Source organism: Arthrobacter sp. FW306-2-2C-D06B (genome assembly GCF_021789175.1).
Taxonomy (GTDB): domain Bacteria; phylum Actinomycetota; class Actinomycetes; order Actinomycetales; family Micrococcaceae; genus Arthrobacter.
On sequence record NZ_CP084560.1, the window covers coordinates 2,968,886 to 2,987,538 of the forward strand.

At 64.5% G+C, this 18,653-nt stretch carries 17 protein-coding genes; 7 read left to right on the forward strand and 10 right to left on the reverse strand.

Annotated features, from left to right (window positions below):
* The 3 genes from nadA to LFT47_RS13845 all read right to left on the reverse strand — a co-directional run bounded on the left by nadA (position 1) and on the right by LFT47_RS13845 (position 2,595).
* Entirely contained in the window at positions 1–1,308 is a 1,308-nt protein-coding gene (gene nadA / locus LFT47_RS13835; RefSeq protein ID WP_236811647.1) for a quinolinate synthase NadA, read from the reverse strand.
* The gene (locus LFT47_RS13840) at positions 1,305–2,015 is read right to left on the reverse strand and encodes an NUDIX hydrolase (protein ID WP_236818577.1); all 711 of its coding nucleotides are present in this window, start codon (positions 2,013–2,015) and stop codon (positions 1,305–1,307) included. The genes nadA and LFT47_RS13840 overlap by 4 nt, the downstream gene beginning before the upstream one ends.
* Before the next feature lie 100 nt (positions 2,016–2,115).
* Positions 2,116–2,595 (reverse strand): Lrp/AsnC family transcriptional regulator, encoded by a 480-nt coding sequence (locus LFT47_RS13845; protein WP_236811649.1) that lies wholly within the window; start codon positions 2,593–2,595, stop codon positions 2,116–2,118.
* Between the two features lie 176 nt (positions 2,596–2,771).
* Here LFT47_RS13845 and LFT47_RS13850 point away from each other — a divergent pair, with 176 nt between their 5' ends.
* The 5 genes from LFT47_RS13850 (at position 2,772) to LFT47_RS13870 (ending at position 7,558) form a co-directional block, all read left to right on the forward strand.
* On the forward strand, positions 2,772–4,154 hold the full coding sequence (locus tag LFT47_RS13850) for an amino acid permease (RefSeq protein WP_236811651.1): 1,383 nt from the start codon (positions 2,772–2,774) through the stop codon (positions 4,152–4,154).
* Between the two features lie 182 nt (positions 4,155–4,336).
* Positions 4,337–5,374 carry a thiamine pyrophosphate-dependent dehydrogenase E1 component subunit alpha gene (locus LFT47_RS13855; protein ID WP_236818578.1) on the forward strand — a complete coding sequence of 346 codons (1,038 nt, stop codon included), beginning with the start codon at positions 4,337–4,339 and terminating at the stop codon, positions 5,372–5,374.
* Entirely contained in the window at positions 5,367–6,401 is a 1,035-nt protein-coding gene (locus tag LFT47_RS13860) for an alpha-ketoacid dehydrogenase subunit beta (protein ID WP_236811653.1), read from the forward strand. The genes LFT47_RS13855 and LFT47_RS13860 overlap by 8 nt, the downstream gene beginning before the upstream one ends.
* Positions 6,394–6,723 carry a biotin/lipoyl-containing protein gene (locus LFT47_RS13865; RefSeq protein ID WP_236811655.1) on the forward strand — a complete coding sequence of 110 codons (330 nt, stop codon included), beginning with the start codon at positions 6,394–6,396 and terminating at the stop codon, positions 6,721–6,723. Before LFT47_RS13860 ends, LFT47_RS13865 begins: the two co-directional genes overlap by 8 nt.
* A gap of 4 nt (positions 6,724–6,727) precedes the next feature.
* Positions 6,728–7,558 (forward strand): alpha/beta fold hydrolase, encoded by an 831-nt coding sequence (locus tag LFT47_RS13870; protein WP_236811657.1) that lies wholly within the window; start codon positions 6,728–6,730, stop codon positions 7,556–7,558.
* A 35-nt stretch (positions 7,559–7,593) separates the two neighbouring features.
* On the opposite strand, the gene LFT47_RS13875 is transcribed toward LFT47_RS13870, so the two are convergent.
* Positions 7,594–8,007 (reverse strand): MarR family transcriptional regulator, encoded by a 414-nt coding sequence (locus LFT47_RS13875; RefSeq protein ID WP_236811659.1) that lies wholly within the window; start codon positions 8,005–8,007, stop codon positions 7,594–7,596.
* A gap of 82 nt (positions 8,008–8,089) precedes the next feature.
* Here LFT47_RS13875 and LFT47_RS13880 point away from each other — a divergent pair, with 82 nt between their 5' ends.
* Complete coding sequence (locus tag LFT47_RS13880) at positions 8,090–8,743, forward strand: phosphoribosyltransferase (protein WP_236818579.1); 654 nt, start codon at positions 8,090–8,092, stop codon at positions 8,741–8,743.
* 87 nt (positions 8,744–8,830) lie between these two features.
* On the opposite strand, the gene hpaB is transcribed toward LFT47_RS13880, so the two are convergent.
* Both hpaB and LFT47_RS13890 read right to left on the reverse strand, forming a co-directional pair.
* The gene (hpaB, locus tag LFT47_RS13885; RefSeq protein WP_236811661.1) at positions 8,831–10,285 is read right to left on the reverse strand and encodes a 4-hydroxyphenylacetate 3-monooxygenase, oxygenase component; all 1,455 of its coding nucleotides are present in this window, start codon (positions 10,283–10,285) and stop codon (positions 8,831–8,833) included.
* Between the two features lie 72 nt (positions 10,286–10,357).
* Positions 10,358–10,894: a flavin reductase family protein gene (locus tag LFT47_RS13890; protein WP_236811662.1), complete on the reverse strand. Its 537-nt coding sequence runs from the start codon at positions 10,892–10,894 to the stop codon at positions 10,358–10,360.
* 148 nt (positions 10,895–11,042) lie between these two features.
* On the opposite strand from LFT47_RS13890, the gene LFT47_RS13895 reads away from it, so the two are divergent.
* Complete coding sequence (locus LFT47_RS13895; RefSeq protein WP_236818581.1) at positions 11,043–11,777, forward strand: IclR family transcriptional regulator; 735 nt, start codon at positions 11,043–11,045, stop codon at positions 11,775–11,777.
* Between the two features lie 132 nt (positions 11,778–11,909).
* Here LFT47_RS13895 and LFT47_RS13900 read toward each other — a convergent pair whose 3' ends face one another.
* From LFT47_RS13900 to LFT47_RS13915, 4 genes are all read right to left on the reverse strand, one after another.
* A complete protein-coding gene (locus tag LFT47_RS13900; RefSeq protein WP_236811663.1) occupies positions 11,910–13,343 on the reverse strand; it encodes an MFS transporter in 1,434 nt (477 codons plus the stop codon).
* A gap of 88 nt (positions 13,344–13,431) precedes the next feature.
* The gene (locus LFT47_RS13905) at positions 13,432–16,452 is read right to left on the reverse strand and encodes an AAA family ATPase (protein WP_236811664.1); all 3,021 of its coding nucleotides are present in this window, start codon (positions 16,450–16,452) and stop codon (positions 13,432–13,434) included.
* Positions 16,449–17,636, reverse strand: coding sequence for an exonuclease SbcCD subunit D (locus tag LFT47_RS13910; protein ID WP_236811665.1), 1,188 nt, complete (start codon positions 17,634–17,636; stop codon positions 16,449–16,451). Before LFT47_RS13910 ends, LFT47_RS13905 begins: the two co-directional genes overlap by 4 nt.
* 90 nt (positions 17,637–17,726) lie before the next feature.
* Positions 17,727–18,653 (reverse strand): MIP/aquaporin family protein, encoded by a 927-nt coding sequence (locus tag LFT47_RS13915; protein ID WP_236811666.1) that lies wholly within the window; start codon positions 18,651–18,653, stop codon positions 17,727–17,729.

Sequence of the window (18,653 nt, forward strand, 5' to 3'; positions counted from 1 at the left end):
CTAGAGCGGCCGTGCTGCGAGCATGCGTTCGAGAGCGATCTTGGCGTTGTCCTTGACGGAGTCGTCTACCGTGATGCGGTTGACCACGCGGCCTTCCACCAGTTCCTCGAGTACCCAGGCGAGGTAGCCGGGGTGGATGCGGTACATCGTGGAGCACGGGCAGATCACCGGGTCGAGGCAGAAGATGGTGTGCTGCGGGTTCTCGGCGGCCAGGCGGTTGACCATGTTGATCTCGGTGCCGATCGCGAAGGTGGTGGGCTCGGTGGCGGCGGCGATGGCCTTCTTGATGAAGTCGGTGGAACCCGCGCCGTCCGCCGCGTCAACAACTTCCATGGGGCACTCAGGGTGCACGATGACGTTCACGCCAGGGAATTCGGCGCGCGCCTTCTCGATCTGGCCCACGTTGAAGCGTTTGTGGACGGAGCAGAAGCCGTGCCAGAGGATGACGCGGGAATCCAGCAGAGTCTGTTCGTCGTTTCCGCCGAGTTCCTTGCGCGGGTTCCACATGGGCATCTGCTCCAGCGGCACACCGAGGGCCTTGGCGGTGTTGCGGCCCAGGTGCTGGTCAGGGAAGAAGAGGACCCGCTGGCCACGGTCGAATGCCCATTCGAGGACTGTCTTGGCATTGGAGGACGTGCAGACGATGCCGCCGTTGCGGCCGCAGAAGGCCTTCAGTGCCGCCGAGGAATTCATGTAGGTCACCGGGATGACCGGGGCACGGCCTTCGGAATCGGGGGCGGTCCCGAAGAGCTCTTCGAGTTGCTCCCAGCACTCCTCCACCGAGTCCTCGTCCGCCATGTCCGCCATGGAGCAGCCAGCGGCGAGGTTCGGCAGGATCACGGCCTGGTCCTCGCTGGACAGGATGTCGGCAGTCTCTGCCATGAAGTGCACGCCGCAGAAGACGATGGCCTCGGCGTCGGGCTTGGTCAGGGCAGCGTTGGCGAGCTGGAAGGAGTCGCCCACGAAATCCGCGTACTGCACAACTTCGTCGCGCTGGTAGAAGTGGCCCAGGATGACGGCCCGGTCCCCCAGCGTCTCCTTGGCGGCGCGGATCCGGGCGTCGAGCTCGGCGTCGCTGGCCACCTTGTACTCCTCAGGCAACTGGCCTTGGCGGGGCGTCGCCTCAGGAGCGTCGTCGGAGCTGGACGCGCCGGGACCGTAAGCCGGGATGCCGGCGAGGGCTTCAGCGAGGTCGTACTCCCACGGGCCCTTGGCCAGAGCGGGACTGCAGGTCGAGCCGGCCGCGGAACGACCGCTTTCGGCTTCTTCCCGCGTGATCAGCTGGATAGCTGTGTTGACGCTGCTCATGGTGTACTCCTGTTGTCTGGCCCTAGTCCGGGCGTGCCGGTGAAGCGGTAGAGGCGGGGCGGGCGGTGTTTTCCGCCCTGGAGGTAGTCACCGGTTTCCTCGATTTCCGGCGTTCCCTTGATTTGCCGGCGGAAGTTCGCCGGATCCAGCTGACGGTCCAGGACAGCCTCGTAGACTTCCCGGACCTGCGCCAGGGTGAAGAATTCTCCCAGCAAGTGATAAGCGATGGAGCCGTAGGCCATCTTGTTGCGCAGCCGCCACAAGGCGTAGTCCACAATCGCGTTGTGGTCGAAGGCCAATTCCGCGAGCCGGTCTGCCCGGAACCAACGGACGTTCTCGGATTCGTCGGCCAGGGCGGCTTCCGTGGGCTGCACCAGGGCCCAGTAGACGATGGAGACGACCCTTTGCGCGGGCGATCGGTGCAGGCCGCCGAACGCGTAGAGCTGTTCGAGGTATTGGGGAGCCAGCCCGGTGGTCTCGCGCAGGTTCCGGGACGCGGCATCCTGGAGGGATTCGTCGTGCTGCAGCGGGCCGCCGGGCAGCGCCCACATGTCTTTGAACGGTTCGCGGATGCGGCGCACCAGCGGTAGCCACAGCGTTGGTCGGCCGGAGCTTTCACTCGGCCGGAGGGCGAAGATCACCGTCGATATGGCCAACGACGGCGGCGCGAGCCTGCGCTCTGCGACATTGGCGGAGGTGGCGTACACGGTATTCACCCCGCTTCTTTGCTGTAGGGACGAGAAACTAGTTATAGTCAAAATGACTAGAACTAATGGTACGACTGCCGGCGCGCAGTGTCCAAATGTTTCAGCCCGCATGCTCCTTGGCCGCAGCTTCCAGGAGGGGCAAAGTGCGGCCCTGGAAATGCGTATTCAGCACGATCACCGAGGATGAACGAAGCACGGTCTTGGTGCCGATGAGCTTATCCAGCACGCGCTGCAGGTCAGAGTTCGATTTGCCCACCACCCGCACCATGAGATCCGAACTGCCGGAAACGGTGTGGACCTCAATGAGCTCGGGAATGGCGGCCAGGGCTTCGACGACGGCGTCGTGACCCAGGTCCTGGTTGATGGTCAGGGAGCAGAAGGCGACCACAGGATAGCCGAAGCCGGCAGGATCGGGCTGCGGAACCCAGGGAGCCACCACCCCGCGCTCGGCCATCCGGTCCAGCCGCGACTGAACCGTGGCGCGGGCGACCTTCAAGACCCTGGATGCCTCGAGAACAGACGCCCGCGGGGAGTCGGTGAAAAATCGCACAATCTTGGCATCCAACTCGTCGACAACCATCAGTTTTTCCTACTTCCGCCCATGGGCTGTACAAATCGGCACTCGATGCCGAGATGTCACACCAGCTTGTAACCATCGTCTCACGAGTGTTTTTCGCCACTTTCCCTCGGAAGCGGTAAATTCGATAAGTCCTACGAGGACCAGCTGACAAACCATCCACAAGAAGGCAAACACGAATGACAACGAAGTCCACCGCTGTTCGACCCGCCATTCCTTCGCAAGGCCTCGGCCATTCGATGAAGCCGCGCCAGCTCACCATGATGGGCCTGGGCAGCGCGATCGGAGCGGGACTCTTCCTCGGATCGGGTGCCGGAATCCACGCAGCCGGCCCGGCGGTTCTCATCTCCTACCTGGTGGCAGGCACCCTGATCATCGTGGTGATGTGGGCGCTCGGCGAGATGGCAGCCGCCAACCCCAACAGCGGCGCCTTCTCGGTCTACGCGGAAAAGGCCATGGGCAAGACGGCCGGATCCACGGTCGGCTGGCTGTGGTGGCTGCAGCTCGTAGTTGTCATCGCTGCGGAGGCCCTCGGCGCAGCAGGGCTGCTGTTTTCCGTCTGGCCGGTCATTCCCGTGTGGGCGTTGGCCTTGGTGTTCATGGTGGCCTTTACGGCGATCAACCTCGCCGGGGTCCGGAACTTCGGCGAGTTCGAATTCTGGTTCGCCATCCTGAAGGTTGCAGCCATTGTCGCCTTCCTCATCATCGGAGCCGCCTTGCTGTTCGGCTGGCTGCCGGGCGTACCTTCCCCCGGCCTCGGAAACCTGAGCGGCAACTTCGCGCCCTTTGGCTGGTCTGGGATTGCCGCGGCGCTCTTCGTGGTGATTTTCGCCTTCGGCGGCACCGAAATCGTTAGCGTGGCTGCCGCGGAGACGCAGGACCCCGCACACAGCGTCGGCAAAGCCATCCGCACCGTCGTGTGGCGCATCCTGGTTTTCTACATCGGTTCGGTCTTCGTCATTGCAGCAGTGCTGCCCTCCGACTCCGAAGGATTGAAATCACCGTTCGCCGGTGTCCTGAACCTTGCCGGCATCCCGGGAGCCGGCACGGCCATCACCCTCGTTGCCGTCGTAGCCCTGCTCTCAGCGCTCAACGCCAACCTCTATGGCGCATCCCGCATGGTCTTTTCCCTGTCCGAGCGCGGCGAAGCGCCTGCTTTCCTGTCGCGGCTGCGCGGCGCCCAGGTGCCCATGGCCGCCGTCGGGGTTTCCGTTGCTTTCGGCTTCATCGCCACCATCCTGGAACTGCTCTTTCCCGACCATGTGCTTCCGGCCTTGCTCAACCTCGTAGGCTCCACTTGCCTCCTGGTCTGGGGAACGGCACTCGTGTCCCAGTTCATCCTGCGCCGCCGCGCCGACCGCGAAGGAACGGAGCTGCCGCTTCGCATGAAGGGTTTCCCTTTCCTCACCGTATTCGGGCTGGCGCTGCTTGCCTTGATCTTCGTGGTTGGCTTCTCGAATGCCGAGAGCGCGGGCCAGCTGATCGGCACGTTCCTGTTGATCGCCTGCATCGCCGTGGCATGCAGGATCGGCGCCAAGGTCAAATCGGCACGAAGCGCGTAGGGAACCCAACTAGCTCGCAGTTGTTGTCGTTTTGAGCCCTCATAACGACAACAACTGCTAGTTACTTGGGAGGTGCACAAATTGCTATGTGTTCCCACGGCCAAGCTGGCAGTCCATGGCAGTTTGACTAGGCCGAAATAGGCGGATTGCCTAGGATCCAAACAGTGACTACGGTCACGTCCATGGACTCACTTCTTCCCGTCGTGGCCGCAGCCGACGCCGCGCCCCTGTCCCCCGAACAGCTCAGGGAGCTTTATTCCCTGATGGCTGCCGTTCGGTACCTCGATACCTCGGCCGTCGCCTGGCAGCGCCAGGGAATCATCCCCGGCTACGCTCCGGAACTCGGCCAGGAAGCCGCCCAGGTCGGCAGCGCCTACGCCCTCGACACTGCACGCGACTTCGCTTTCCCGACGTACCGCGAAATGGGCGTCGCAAGGACCATGGGCGTGGACATGGTGGCGTACATGTCCACCCACAAAGCAACGTGGCACGGCGGAATGTACGATCCACTGGCAAGCCGCCTCGCGCCCATCCAGGCCGTGGTGGCAGGCTCTGTGCTTCATGCCGTCGGCTGGGCACACGGCCAGACCCTCAGCGGCGAACACGGAGTGGCCCTGAGCTACTTCGGTGACGGCGCATCCTCCCAAGGCGACGTCCACGAAGCCATGAACTTCGCCGCCGTGATGAAAGCACCTGTTGTCTTCTTCATCCAGAACAACGGCTGGGCGATTTCAGTGCCCACAGAACGGCAGGTGGCCGGCGGCTCGGTAGCTGCACGCGCCGCCGGCTACGGAATCCCGGGTATCCAAGTGGACGGCAACGATGTGGTCGCCGTCTACGAGGCCACCCGCAACGCCTTCGCCCACTGCCGCGCAGGGAACGGTCCGGTTGTGGTCGAGGCCATGACCTACCGCCGCGGGCCGCATTCCACCGCCGACGATCCCGGCCGCTACAGGAGCCTCGACGACGAGCGCATCGACGCCGGCGAGGACCCGCTGGAACGCCTCCGCAAGCGTTTGCTGGCCGAAGGCGTAGCCGACGAGGCATTCTTCACCGCCGCCAACCAGGCGGCCCGGGCAGAGGAAGAAGCCATCCGCACCGGAATCGAAGCCCTCGATCCCCGGCCCGGCAACGAAATGTTCGATTTCGTCTTCCAGGAAACCACCCCCGCCCTTGAAAACCAGGCCGCCCGTTGGCGCGAGGAGTCCGAACATGTCTGAGAGCACCACCGCCGTCCTTGAAACCGAGGCAGCGGCCGAGACCCGGTCCGTAAAGCTTTCCATGCAGCAGGCCCTCAACCGCGCGTTGGACGAGACCCTCTCCACCGATCCAAAAACGGTGGTCTTCGGCGAGGACTGCGGCCAATTGGGCGGAGTCTTCCGTATCACCGACGGACTGCAGGCCAAGCACGGAGAGTCCCGGGTCTTTGACACGCCGCTCGCGGAATCGGGCATCCTGGGCATGTCCGTGGGGCTGGCCATGGCCGGCTTCCACCCGATTCCGGAAGTACAGTTCGATGGCTTCGCGTATCCCGCCATCAACCAGATCGTGTGCCAGATCGCCCGGATGAACTACCGCAGCCGCGGCACTTTGCCGATGCCGATCACGCTCCGGGTCCCCAGTTTCGGCGGCATCCGCGCCCCCGAACACCATGGCGAAAGCCTTGAGGCACTCTTCGCGCACGTTCCCGGGCTCAAGGTTGTCTCGCCGTCGGACCCACACGATGCCTACCACTTGCTCAAATATGCGGCTTCGCGGCCTGACCCGGTGATCTTCATGGAACCGAAGTCCCGGTACTGGCAAAAGGGCGACGTCGACACAGCCGACGGCGGTACCCTCACCGGCGCCCGCATTGTCCGGCCTGGTCGCCACCTGACCCTCGTGGCCTGGGGTGCCATGGTGGCGCGTTGCCTTCAGGTTGCCGAACTCGCGGCGGAGGACGGAATCGACGTCGAGGTCCTCGATCTGCGCTGGCTCAAGCCGATCGACGCCGAAGCACTGGCGGCTTCCGTCGGAAAGACGCGGCGCGCCGTCGTCGTGCATGAAGCTCCCCTGACCTCGGGGCTGGGGGCCGAAGTGGCCCAACTCATCACGCAAAGCTGCTTCGACACGCTCAAGGCGCCCGTCGAACGGGTCACCGGCTTCGACGTACCGTATCCCTCCGGCGACCTGGAGGACGAATACATTCCCAACATTGACCGCATCCTCCTGGGGATCCAACGAGTACTGGAGTATCGCCGTGGCTGAAATCAGCTTCCCCCTGCCCGATCTTGGCGAAGGCCTTATCGAAGCGACCGTGCTGGACTGGCTCGTCTCCCCCGGCGACCAGGTGGAACGGAACCAGCCGCTCGTGGAGCTGGAAACCACTAAATCCGCCCTCGAGTTGCCGAGCCCGCAGGCGGGTAAAGTGATCCGTATCCACGGCGCGCCGGGCGAGACCATCAACGTCGGCGAGCCGCTGGTGGTGTTCGAGGTGCCGGACAATACTGCCGGCATCGTGGGCACCGTTCCCCAGGATGACGCACCGAAGCGCAGGGTCCGCCTGAGCGCTGTACTTGATGAGGACTAACACCATGACCGGCAGGCACACGGAAGAGCACATCCACACGGTGGAGGGCACAGACCCGCATCTGTTCGTGGAAGTCCATGAGCCCGCCGAAGGCACCGATGCCGGGTTGCGCCCTGTCCTGCTGCTGCACGGTTTCTCCTCGTCCACCAAACTCAATTGGGGCGACACCGGCTGGATTTCCACGCTCAAGTCCGCCGGCCGGCGTGTCATCACGGTGGACCTTCCAGGGCACGGCCGGAGCAGTTCGCCCGAGGACCTGGACTCCTACTCCCCGAGCCGGATCCGCGCGGACCTGCTCCAGATAGTCGCCGACGCCGGTGCGCGCCCTTTGCGTGTGGGTGACCCTACCAGCGGGCTCGACGTCATCGGCTATTCTTTGGGCTCCCGGCTCGCCTGGGAATTCGGGGCAACCCAGCCCGAACTGGTGCACCGGCTGGTGTTGGGCGGCCCGAACAAGGAAGACCCCCTGGCGTCCTTCGACCTCGCGGCAGCCCAGCGCTACCTCGCGGACGGCACACCCATTGAAGACGAGTCCACCGCAGGGCTGCTCAAAATGGCACAACTTTTGCCGAGCAACGATCTCTTTGCGCTCTTGTCCCTCATCGAGGCCATCAAGGGGGAACCCTTCGATCCTGCCGAAGCCGTGCCCCATATGCCGATGCTCCTGGTGGCCGGCGAAAAGGACGAGCGCGCCGTCACGATGCCGGAACTCGCTTCCATCGCGGCCCACGCCGGCGGCATGGTTGAACAGCTGCTCGTCCCGGGGCGGAACCACAGCAACGCGGTGACCAGCCGGGTTTTCAAGGACGCTGCGCTGGCGTTCCTCGGCGTCTAGGTTGTGGCGGAGCGGCGGCTGGCGGAGCGGCGGCGTTAGCCGACCAGCCGCTCCGCATTGAGCGTCATGCGCTCAAGCACGCTGACGGCCATGGCGTATTCGTCGATACCGATCCCCATCGAGAGGTCTCGCCGGGATTCTTCAACGAGCCGTTGGGCTTCCGTGTGTTTTGCGTGGCCCAGTTCGCTGAGGCTGATGCGATCGTCCACCATGATGATCATGCCGCGGCCTACGAGCGCGGCGAGTTCGCTTTCGCGACGCCGCGTGTCACCGCCCCAAAACGGGCCGAGGATTCCGTCAAGATCCTCGGGGCTAAGGGGTGTCTCGGCGAGGACATTGAGGGTCTGCCACTGCCTCCGGCTGAGTTTCAACCTCGCCAAGGTGCTGTCCAGATGCGCCTCCAATGCGGCGTCCAGGCGTTTGGTCCAGTAACCGATCGGCTTGTTCACATGGCCCATCGTGGCAGCGCAGAGCGGTCCCGGCAACAAAGGTAGGCTTGATTCAGCGCTGGATAACGTGGAAGTGAGACGAATGGGCATGCGCTTCAAGGACCGTGCGGACGCAGGACGCCGGGTGGCAGCGGGGCTTCCGCAGCTCCGGCAACGGCCGGACACGATCTTGCTGGGCCTCGCCCGCGGTGGGGTCCCCGTGGCGGCCGCTGCCGCCGTCGAGCTCCACCAGCCGTACGGCGCCATTCTGGTACGTAAACTCGGCATTCCGGGGCGTGAAGAAACTGCGTTCGGCGCCCTGGCCTGGTCCAACGGCAGGATCGTCCGCATACTCAACCGGCCCCTCGGCGAACGCATGCTGCGGCACGGAATCACCCAGGCTTCCCTTGATGCGGTAGAGGTACGCGAACGGGGAGAACTCCTGCGGCGCGTGAAGACCTACCCTGGCATCAGCTTCGACCTCACGGGCAAGACCGTGGTTGTTGTCGACGACGGACTCGCCACGGGCGCAACGATGCGCGCCGCCGTCGAGGCCGTCCGCGCTGGCGGGGCGGCGACTGTCGTGGCCGCCGTTCCCGTGTCCTCCCTCGAAGCCCAAGCATCGATCAGCCGGGTGTGCGATTTCATGATGTGCCTGCACACGCCGGGCAAGTTCCACGCCGTGGGCGCGTTCTACGAGCACTTCGAACAATTGACCGACGAGGACGCCATGCGGCTTTTGGAGCAGGCGGGGTAGATCCAATTTGCAAGAGCGTTGCGGGTTTTCCGGTCATAGGTGAGCGGGCGTCGAAGAATTTCGCGTCATATGTGAGCTAGCGTCTGGTCAGTCCTTCCGCTCAAGGAACTCCCGCACGCGGGCGCGGGCCGGCTCGCGGTCGTAACTGTTAACGAGGGCGGCCGCCATGCGGACAGGGTCACCGAAGAAGAAGTACTCATACAGCGCCTGGCGCCCGGCGAACGCGGAAATGCTGGCATCGAAAGCAAGCTTGAAGAGGCGCACGCGTTCCGGCCCGGTCAGCGTCTTCGCCTGCAGGTACAGCTCGATATCCGGCAATGCCTCACTGGCCACGTCCGCTTCGCCCGGCAGGGCCATGAGACCGGATGCCGAAAACTTCCTGATGATTGCGGGGAATCGCTGGGCAACTTTGGGGTACCAGTTGCGTGCCGCATTCAGGGTGGGCCAATGCGGCAGGAACACGCCGTCCGGGCTTGGTGCCGCCTGGGCTTCCGCCGCCACCATGAGGGCCTTGCCGATTTCAACGGTTTCGATCAGCTCCGCAAGGTCTTCCTGGATGTGCTGGAAACCGTCAATCCCGATCGACGCCGCAATTTCCGAGGCAAGGCCCAGGAAGAACTCGCTCTTGGCGATGGTCCGTGTGACCACTTGGTGGGTCATGAGGGCCCCTGCGCCCGTCTCAGAGTAGAAGGCATTGCACAGTTCGGGATGGCCGAGCATGAAGATGCGCTCGTTGGGAACGAACACATGGTCGAAAACGACGACGGCGTCCATCTCCTCGAAGCGGCTGGCGAGCGGCTCGTCGTGGGTGCCTCCGCCGTTGTAGAGCGAGGTCCGGCACAGGTAGCGCATGCCGGGCGCATCGTTCGGGAGGGCGAACGCGTAGGAATAGGGAGCATCTTCCGGCGTCGAGCGCAAAAGCGTCGAGGGGAACACGAGAAGCTCGTCCGCGATCGGCGCGATCGTTGCGAGCATGCGCGCACCGTGGACCACGATTCCGTCCTCCCGTTCTTCCACGACCCTCGCAGAGAGTTGGCCGCCGAGCTGTTCGGAACCTGACACTGAACGGTTGACCTGCGGGGGGATCAGTGTGTGCGTGGCCAGGAGATCGTTCTCGCGGCAATGCTCGTAGTATTTGCGGATGTTTTCGCCGAACATCGGATCCGCCTGGGCAAACCACTTTTCCGCGGCCGCGAGCGCCGTGAGGGCGCCGTTCATGTAGTCGCCCGTCCGGCCCAGGAATCCAAGGGAGTACTCAGCCCAGGTGCGGATGGCCGCATGCCGATGTTCGAGGTCTTCTTTGCTGCGCGGCACCAGGAACGAGGCACTCACCCGGTCACCCGTCGTCGGGGACTCGTAGGTGAGGGCGTCCGCATACTTCGGGTCATGCTGCATATCGAAGAGCTTCGCGTACGTGCGGGCCACGTTCCTGAAGGACGGGTGGTCGGCGATCTTCTCGGTGACCATTTCGCCGTCGATCAGGACGTGGGGGTTCATCGAGTTGAGCTTGTCCAGGTACTGCTGTCCGGTCCGGATTCCCATGGTTGTCTCCAATGATGGTTGAGCTGAAACGGCATTGCGTGGTGGATGCGACGTCGACGGGCGCGGCGGCAACTACAGAAGATCCTCCATTCCCAATTGGCTTTCCGGGATGGTGGTGAAAGAGCTGTTGGCGAAGGCGAGCGCGTCGCCGCTGCGGTAGTTGAAGTCCACCACTTCACCCAGATAGAGCGTGTGGTCTCCGCCGTCGTAGGCTGCCCACGGCGTGCATTCGAAGTAGGCAAGGACGTTGGAAAGCCGCGGCGCGGTGTCTCCTTCGACCCACCGTGGCTCGGGCCCGGGACGGCCCGCGAAATGCAGGGCGAGCTGCTTCTGTTCAGCACCCAGGATATTGACGCTGAAGGGGCGTCCGGCGAGCTCGTCGTGGGCTTTGGTGTTGCGGGCGATACTGACCAGAACCAGGGGTGGTTCCATGGACACTGAGGTGAAGGAATTCACGGTGATGCCATGCCGCTTGGTGGCGCCGTCGAACGTCACGATGGCGACGCCTGTGGCGAAGCGGCCTAGGCTGCCCCGGAAATGATGTGCCCGCGACCGCGACGTGCGGCCCGGGGATCCCGGTTCCGCATTCTGGCTGGACTTGGCAATCATCGTCGATTCCTGGCTGGAAATTGTTCTGTAGGTGAATTTGTTCTATATTTGAACAACAAATTCTCATACAGAACCATAGTCTTTTGTGTGCTACGGCACAAGACGGCGGGCCGGCCGCGTCTGGCCCCAACATAGGATGGAGCGCATGATGTCTCCCAGCGCCGCGAAAAGCCTGCGGGAAACGACGGCGACGGTCTCACCGTCGCAGACCCTCTCCCGCGGAATCCAGGCCCTGGAAATCATGGCGGCTGCCGAGCGCCCCTTGACCATTGCGGAGCTCGCTGGCGCCCTGGGCGTCCATCGCTCGGTGGCGTACCGGATCCTTCGCACGCTGGAGGATCACTCCCTGCTGGTGCGCGACGACGCCGGACGCGTTCAGCCCGGCCCTGGCCTTGCGGTGCTGGCCCGGGGCGTCTCCCGGGACCTCCAGACGGCCGCCCTCCCGGAGCTGACCCAGCTTGCGAACACCTTGAACATGACGGCCTTCGTCGCAATCTGGGACCATCAGGATTGCGTCACGCTGGTCACGGTGGAGCCCCGCCACTCAGCCGCGACGTTGGCACAGCATCCCGGCACGCGCCACCCCGTGAACACCGGGGCACCTGGAATCGCGATCCAGTCCACCATGAGCGAAGAAGAATGGTCCGCCCGCGCTCCAGGCCTGCCGTATCGCCCGGAAGCGGCCGAAGCGCGCCGGCTCGGCTACGCGGCGAGCCACGACGAAGTCATCGCCGGCTTGTCATCCTTGGCCGCCCCCATCCAGGTGCCGGGCGGCCGGCCCGCGGCGATCGCCGTCGTCTACATCCGCCGCGAACAGGACCAGGCCGCCGTCGGGGAAGCACTGGCAGCGAGCGCGGCGCGTATAGAGTCCCAACTGGCGTAAAGACCCACACGTCGCCGTTTGATGCGTCTTGTTTCCAACGCTCGCTCACTTATAGGGCCAAAACCGGAAACGCTCGCGCAGATGATCTGAGCGGGGGATCCCCAAAAGTGGCCTATAAGTGAGCGAGCGTCGTTATGGTCGGGGGCTTGGCCGGCGCCGGAGAACGAGTCCGGCAACGATGCCGAGCACCAGAAGCGCACCCGAAGCGGCCGTGGACACCACAAAAGCGGCGCCAGGACCTTGGGTCTGGGCCAACTGGCCGGCAAGGTAGGCGCCCAGCGCCGTACCCGCCACGATGCCGCTCGCCAAGGCGGTCATGACGGTTGCCATACGGCCGGCCGGGGCCACGATTCCCCCGATGCTGAAGACCGTCACCATGACGGGTCCCACGGGAATTCCGAGCACCAAGAGCACAATGACCATCGGCCAGATCCCGGCCGGAAGGAACAACAGAAGAGAGAAGCCCGTCATCGCGGCCGCGGCGAGCACCCAACGGATCGCCAGCCGAAAGCGCTGCGGCCAATAGGCAACGGACAGTGCGGCGACGGCGGAGCTCAGGCCCATGACCGAATACATCAGCCCCGCAATTTCCGCCGTGGCGAACTGGGCCGAGAAAGCGCTCAACGCATTCTGCGTCGCACCGAAGAAAGTCCCCATGCAGACCATGGCCAGCACCGGAACAGCGACCTTCAGCCAGGCCACCGAACGGACACTCGACTTCTGCTTCGCGGGGACGCTCCCGACGCCGGCACCCGCCTTGCACTTTGCCGGCACCACAGCCAATTGTGAAGGATGCACGGCGAAAGCCGGCACGAGCGTGGCGGTAAGGACGGCCGCCAAAGCTAGCGGAAGCCAAGGGGCTACGAGGCTCGCGAGAATCCCGACCAGCGCAGGACCCAGGACGAAAGTGACTTCGTCCGCGGTTCCCTCGTAGGACAAGGCGGTATCAAGGTCGGCGCGGCTCGACGCCACGCTTCCAGGACCGGCGGCATTATCGCCGGCTCCGGGCTTCGAATTCCGGGTGTTCAGGTTCAGGGTTGTCAGAGCCATCCAACGGACACGGGCCATGGGCCCCACCTGCGGGCAACTCGCTCCGGCAAGGAAAGCCGTCACCAGAATGGCTATCGCATCCGTGGGGGTGTTGAAATCGGGCGTGAGGTATGCGGCAACGAGCAATGCGATGACCGTCGCGGCGTTGAGAGCGGCGGCTATCAGCAGGACAGGGCGCTGGCCTGAGCGGTCAGCGAGCGAGCCGAGCACCGGTGCGCCCAAGGCCGATCCGATGCCGACGGCTCCGGCCGCCAGCCCGCCGATGGCGTAAGAATGGCTGACGGCTGTGACAAGAGTCAGGGTGCCGACAGTCAGCATGGCAAGGGGCAGCCTTGCAAAGAGTCCCAACGGCAGGAAGTTCCGGCCGGCGAGCTCGGGCAGGCGGGCGAAGCGGCCAGGCAGACGCGAACGGCGGGGCGCGGCCTTCGGGGACCCGGCCGCCGGGGGCGCAGATGGAACTGAAGGGGCAGCCTGGAGCGCGGTATTCGCCGCGGAGTTCTGTGGGGAGGAGTTCATGATTCCGGGTTCGCTGAATGGTGCGCATCGTCCCTCCTCCCGATGCGCGCGACCCGGTGTAACCCTCCAAGTCTACCGGACGGGCTGCCTAGGCTGCCGCGGCGTCGACGATTCGCACGGTGGAGCCGTTCCGGTTCTTGATCACCTGCAGCTGGCTGCTGATTCTTTGCTTCATCTCCGCAACGTGGCTGACCAGCCCCACTACCCTGCCGCCGTCGCGCAGTCCCTCCAGTGCATCCATGACCTGCTCGAGGGATTGCTCGTCAAGGCTCCCGAAGCCCTCATCGACGAACAAGGTTTCGATGTCTACACCGCCGGCCTCCTGCTGCACCACATCGGCGAGCCCCAAGGCCAACGCGAGCGAAGCCATGAACGACTCCCCGCCGGACAGTGTGGCGGTGTCCCGCCGCTGTCCTGTCCACTCATCCACGACTTCCAGGCCCAGGCCCGATTTCGCGCCCCGGGCCGCCTTGGCGTCCGTGTGCTGCAGGGTGTACCTGCCATCGCTCATGGCGATAAGCCGCTCCGACGCCGCTGCCGCGACTTGTTCGAGGCGGGCGGCCAGCACGTAGCTGTTGAGGCTCATTTTGTAGCCGTTATCACCCGCCCCCCTGGCGGTTTCGGCAAGCTCGTTGAGTACCCGGGCAAGTTCGCGGGGGCCGCGCCCCGAGGCCGCAGCTTCTTCGTACTGCGAGCGGATCGCGGCCAGGCTGGCCACCGTCCTGGCAGCGAGTCCCGCGGCAAGATCCAGGCGGCGAGCCGTTTCTTCCGTCTGTCCGGCCTCCTGTTCGAGGGCAGCAAGTTCGACGGCGGTCAGGGGCACCTCTCCGATCTGCCTTTCCTTGGCAGCGAGCACGAGATCCTCGGACTCGAAGAGTTCCGCGAGACGGGCGCCCTCGGTTTCAGCGGCTCTGATGGTTTCATCGAGCCGGGCGGCGTGCTGCTCGTCGAGGATTTCGCGCCGCGCGGCCTCCGCGGTGTCGAATCCGTGCGCCGAAAGGGCGCGGTCCAAGGCTGTGGATGCGTCATCCAAAGCCTCCCGGGCCCGTTCCAGCTGCTCGCCTGCAGTCACAGCGGACTGCAGGAGTTCGCGTTGCCTGGTCAGGCCCTGAATCCGGCCGCGCAGTGTGTCGAAGCCATCACGCAGCCCGCGAAGCAACGTCTCCAGGGACTCACGTTGTTCGCCCAGCAGGACTTTGATGGACCCGGCCTGCGCCTCGGCGGTGTCCTCCTGGAGTTGTTCTTCCTCCAAGCGGGCAATGCTCTCGGTCATGCGGGCGAAGTCTGCCTTTCCTCGTTTGAGCTCGTCGACGGCGGAACGCGCCGAGGCCAGGGCGTCTTTCGCCAAGGCCTCCCGCGAAGCGGCCTCCTGAGGATCGATGTCTCCACCTTGGGCAGCGAGCACGGCAACTTCCTGCTCGGCGGACGCCAGCTCGCCTGCCGCTTGGAGAAGTTCATGCTCGCTCTCGTCATAGCGTTCGTGGGCGGATTGCTCTTCCTCGGCAAGGGCCAACGCGGTTAACCCGGCTGGCGCCGGAGAAGGGTGCTCGGCGCTTCCGCAGACAGGGCATGCTTCGCCGTCGTGCAGCTTTGCGGCGAGTTCGGCCGCGGCATTGGCCAGCCGGGATTCGCGGAGATCCAGCCAGAGTTGTCGGAGGTCTTGGGAAAGCGCCCGGGCAAACGCGTGGCGCTTCACTGCCGCGGACTGGGCACCAAGGGCGCCTGCGTAGCGGGCTACGGTCTTGACGGCGTTCTGGGCTGCCGCAACTTCGCTTTCCCGGAGGGGCAGCTCCAAAGCGGCAACTTCCAGCGGGCCCAGCTCGCGTTCCAAGGCAACCGCCTCCGAGCGAAGCCCGGCCAACGCAAGGGACCGCGCCGCTTTGGCCGACTCCCGCTGCCGTGCTGCGAGGTCGAGCGCGTCAAGCCTTGCAGTGATGTCCTCGAGCTTTTGTTCGTCCCCGACCCTGGCCTCTACGACAGCGATCGTCTCTTGGATTCTGGCCAGCAAGGTGCCGGGGTCACTTGCGTCGAGAGAGGCCGCACGCAGCTTCGCCGTCGCCGACTCCGCCTTCGAGGCCGCCAGGTCGAGGGCTTTCGCGGCGCGGTCAACCGCGTCGAGTTGTCCGCCGAGGACGGCGGCTTTGCGGTGGCGTCCAAGTCGCTCCCGGAATTCCTGCACTTCTGCCGCGCGTGCGGAGAGCGCTTCGTGCCGGCGCGTGGCGGCGTCGAGCTTTGCGTGCCGTTGAGCCCGTTCCCGGGCGGAGTTGAGCTTGTCTGCCAGCTGAAGCCGGAAGGCCTCGGCAGAGCCGGCAGCTTGCTGCCGGTCCAAAGATTCGGTCCGGGCCTGGGCCTCAAGGATCCCGAGCCGGAGTTCAGGCGTGGACTCGCTGGATCCTGTGTTATCAAGATCCGGGTCAGCGGCCTCGTCAATGCAAAGTTGCGCGTACTCTGACTCCGCCCGCTGCACGAGCAACTGAAGTCCGTTTTGGTTGTCCTGCACTTTTGCGCGCGCGGCGTTTGCTTGGAGTGCCAACTGCTGCTCGATCGCTTCAAAACGCTGGGTTCCGAAGAGCTTCTGCAGGAGATCCAGCCGGTCGGACGCCTTGGAACGCAGGAAAGCCGCGAAGTCTCCCTGGGGAAGCATGACCACCCGGGTGAACTGTTCCCGGTCCATCCCCAGGACGTCACCGATTTCCATGCCGGCCTCGTCGTTGCGTGAGGTCTTTTCTTCCCACGATCCATTGACCCGTTCGCGCAGAAGGGTTTTCGCCTGCTGGGTGGTAAAGCCCTTGCGTCCGCGGGCACTCGGTCTGTCCCACGCCGGGGAGCGGGTGACCTCAAAGCGCCTGCCTCGCGCCGAAAATTCGCAGACAACCCGCGGCTCGGCAGCCGGTTCCGCGTGATCGCTCCGCAAGCGTTTGCCGTCCTGGCGTGCGCCCGGTACCGAGCCATACAGCGCAAAGCAGATAGCGTCGAGCACACTGGTCTTTCCTGCACCGGTGGCGCCGTTCAAGAGGAACAGGCCCTGGGCTCCCAGCTGATCGAAATCAATCGATTGAACCCCGGCAAACGGCCCGAAAGCCTCAATTTCAAGGCGGTGGATTCTCACAGCTCTGCCCCTTCCAGCCGGACCGCTTCCAAGGCTTCCCGAAGGGCGGAAATTTCAGCCTCGTCAGCCGGCCTTCCGCGCACATGGTCAAGGAAGCCGCAACAAACGCCAAGATCGTCCTCGGCCTCTGCGAGCCTGCTGCTGTAGCTGGCCTTGACCTTTCCCGCGGCGTCTTCAGGGTCAAAGCCCAGCACGAGTGTGTCCGGGAACCGGGCACGCAACTGTTCCATGGCCTGCGCCGGCCGCGCGGAGTCCGTGAGGGTGACTTGGCAATACGCAGTCTCGGCCCAGGAGTACTCCTCCGATTCCAAAAGACCAGCAAGCTTCCCCCGGAGAATCGCCAGCTCCCGTGGTGCTTTCCACAGAATTTCCTCGACCCCCTCAACACCGTCGACGCCGATGTCAATGAGCCATGCGCCTTTCCGATGCTTGGCCTCGGAGAACGAGTACGCCAGCGGCGAACCCGAATACCGGACGTGCTCCGAAAGTTCCTGTCGGCCGTGCAGATGTCCGAGGGCCGTGTAGCCGAAGCCGTCGAAGAGATCCAGTGGCACTGCCCCCAAACCGCCGATGCTCAAGTCGCGTTCGCTGTCCGAGGTGATGCCGCCGCTCGCGAAGGTGTGTGCCAGGACGACGGAGTGCACCGGTCCTATCTCGCTTCTCCGGGCAATGTCCTCACGGATGAGCTGCACGGCGGCCCGTGTGACGTCAAAGTGACTTGCAGTTTGTGTCCCGAGCCGTTCGGCGACGAGCCTCGGTTCAAGGTACGGAATACCGTAGACGGCAAGCACCGGGACGCCCGCCCGAGCTGCACGGTGGTTGCTTTCCAGTGGAAACAGGATAGGGGAATCGAGATCCTCTACGCGGGTCCGCAAGTGGACTCCCCCGCGCTCCAGCAGGCGTGAAGCGAAACCAAGGCGGATCGCGGAATCGTGGTTGCCGCTGGTCAGCACCACCTTGGCACCGGCGTCCGTGATCCGCACGAGGGCGTCGTCGAGCAGCTTCACGACATCCAGGCCCGGAAGGGCACGGTCGTAGACGTCGCCCGCAATCAGGACGACGTCTATCGACTGCTCCTGGATGACTACCAGCAATTGCTCAATGAAGTCGCGCTGGGCGTCGAGCATCCCGACGCCATGGAACGAACGTCCCAGATGCCAATCCGAAGTGTGCAAAAGCCTCATGTTTTCAAGCTAACTGGAGGCACGGACATTATTGGCGCGGCGCGACGGCACCGGCCGTAACAGGGCCCTCCAGGCAGCTGAATTCCTGCGTCAGCCCCGCTTGCCGTCGAAGAAATCACGGGCCGGGTCGACGTCGGGCTCTTCTTTGGCGGGAGCCTGAACGGGCGCCTCAGCCGGCGTGGAAACCTCAGCCGCGCTTTCCGGGGCAGCCGCTTCAGCGTCGTCGTCGGACTTTTCTTCCAGTCCGTCGGCCGGCAAGGGCTCCTCGATCACAGCCACGGCCACGGGAGTGGTCTCGCCGAAACCGCGGAAGATGAGGCCTGCGATCGCCGCTCCGAGCAACGGTGCCACCCAGAAGAGCCAGAGCTGCTCCACTGCCCAGCTGGAACTGAAGATGGCGGATGCAGTGGCACGGGCCGGGTTGAAGGCAAGGTTGCCCGTGGACTGACCCAGCTGCAGCAGGACTGCGACCGTCAGGCCGACGGCGAACGGTGCTGCGAGCTTGCTGGGATTGCGTCGAGCGGTGACGCCCAGGAAGACTCCCACGAGGAGAGCGGCGCCGAGGACCTCGATGAGCATCACGCCGGTCACGGGCACCTGGAAGCTGGAATGCGTACCAAAGCCGGAGGTTGCCGTGTCAAAGACAGTCCGGCTGTCAGTGATCCCGGGAACGGTTCGCACGACGGCGAAAATCGCCAACGCGCCGAGCAAACCCCCCACGATCTGGGCCCCGAGGTATGCGGCCCCATCAACGAGCTTCATCCGGCCGGCAACCAGGTGGCCAACCGTAATGGCCGGGTTGAAGTGGCCGCCCGACAGGTAGCCGAAGGCAAGCATGGCAGCAGTGACGGTGAGCCCGCTGGCCAGCGAGGCCGGCATCGGAACCGCCTGGGGATTGATGAAGATCAACACACCCAAGCCAATGACCACAAGGAACAGCGTCCCCAGAGCTTCAGCGAACGCCCGGGCAAGGAGCCGGGGGCCGCGGGAGGAGGGAATGGACACAGTCGTGGTCAT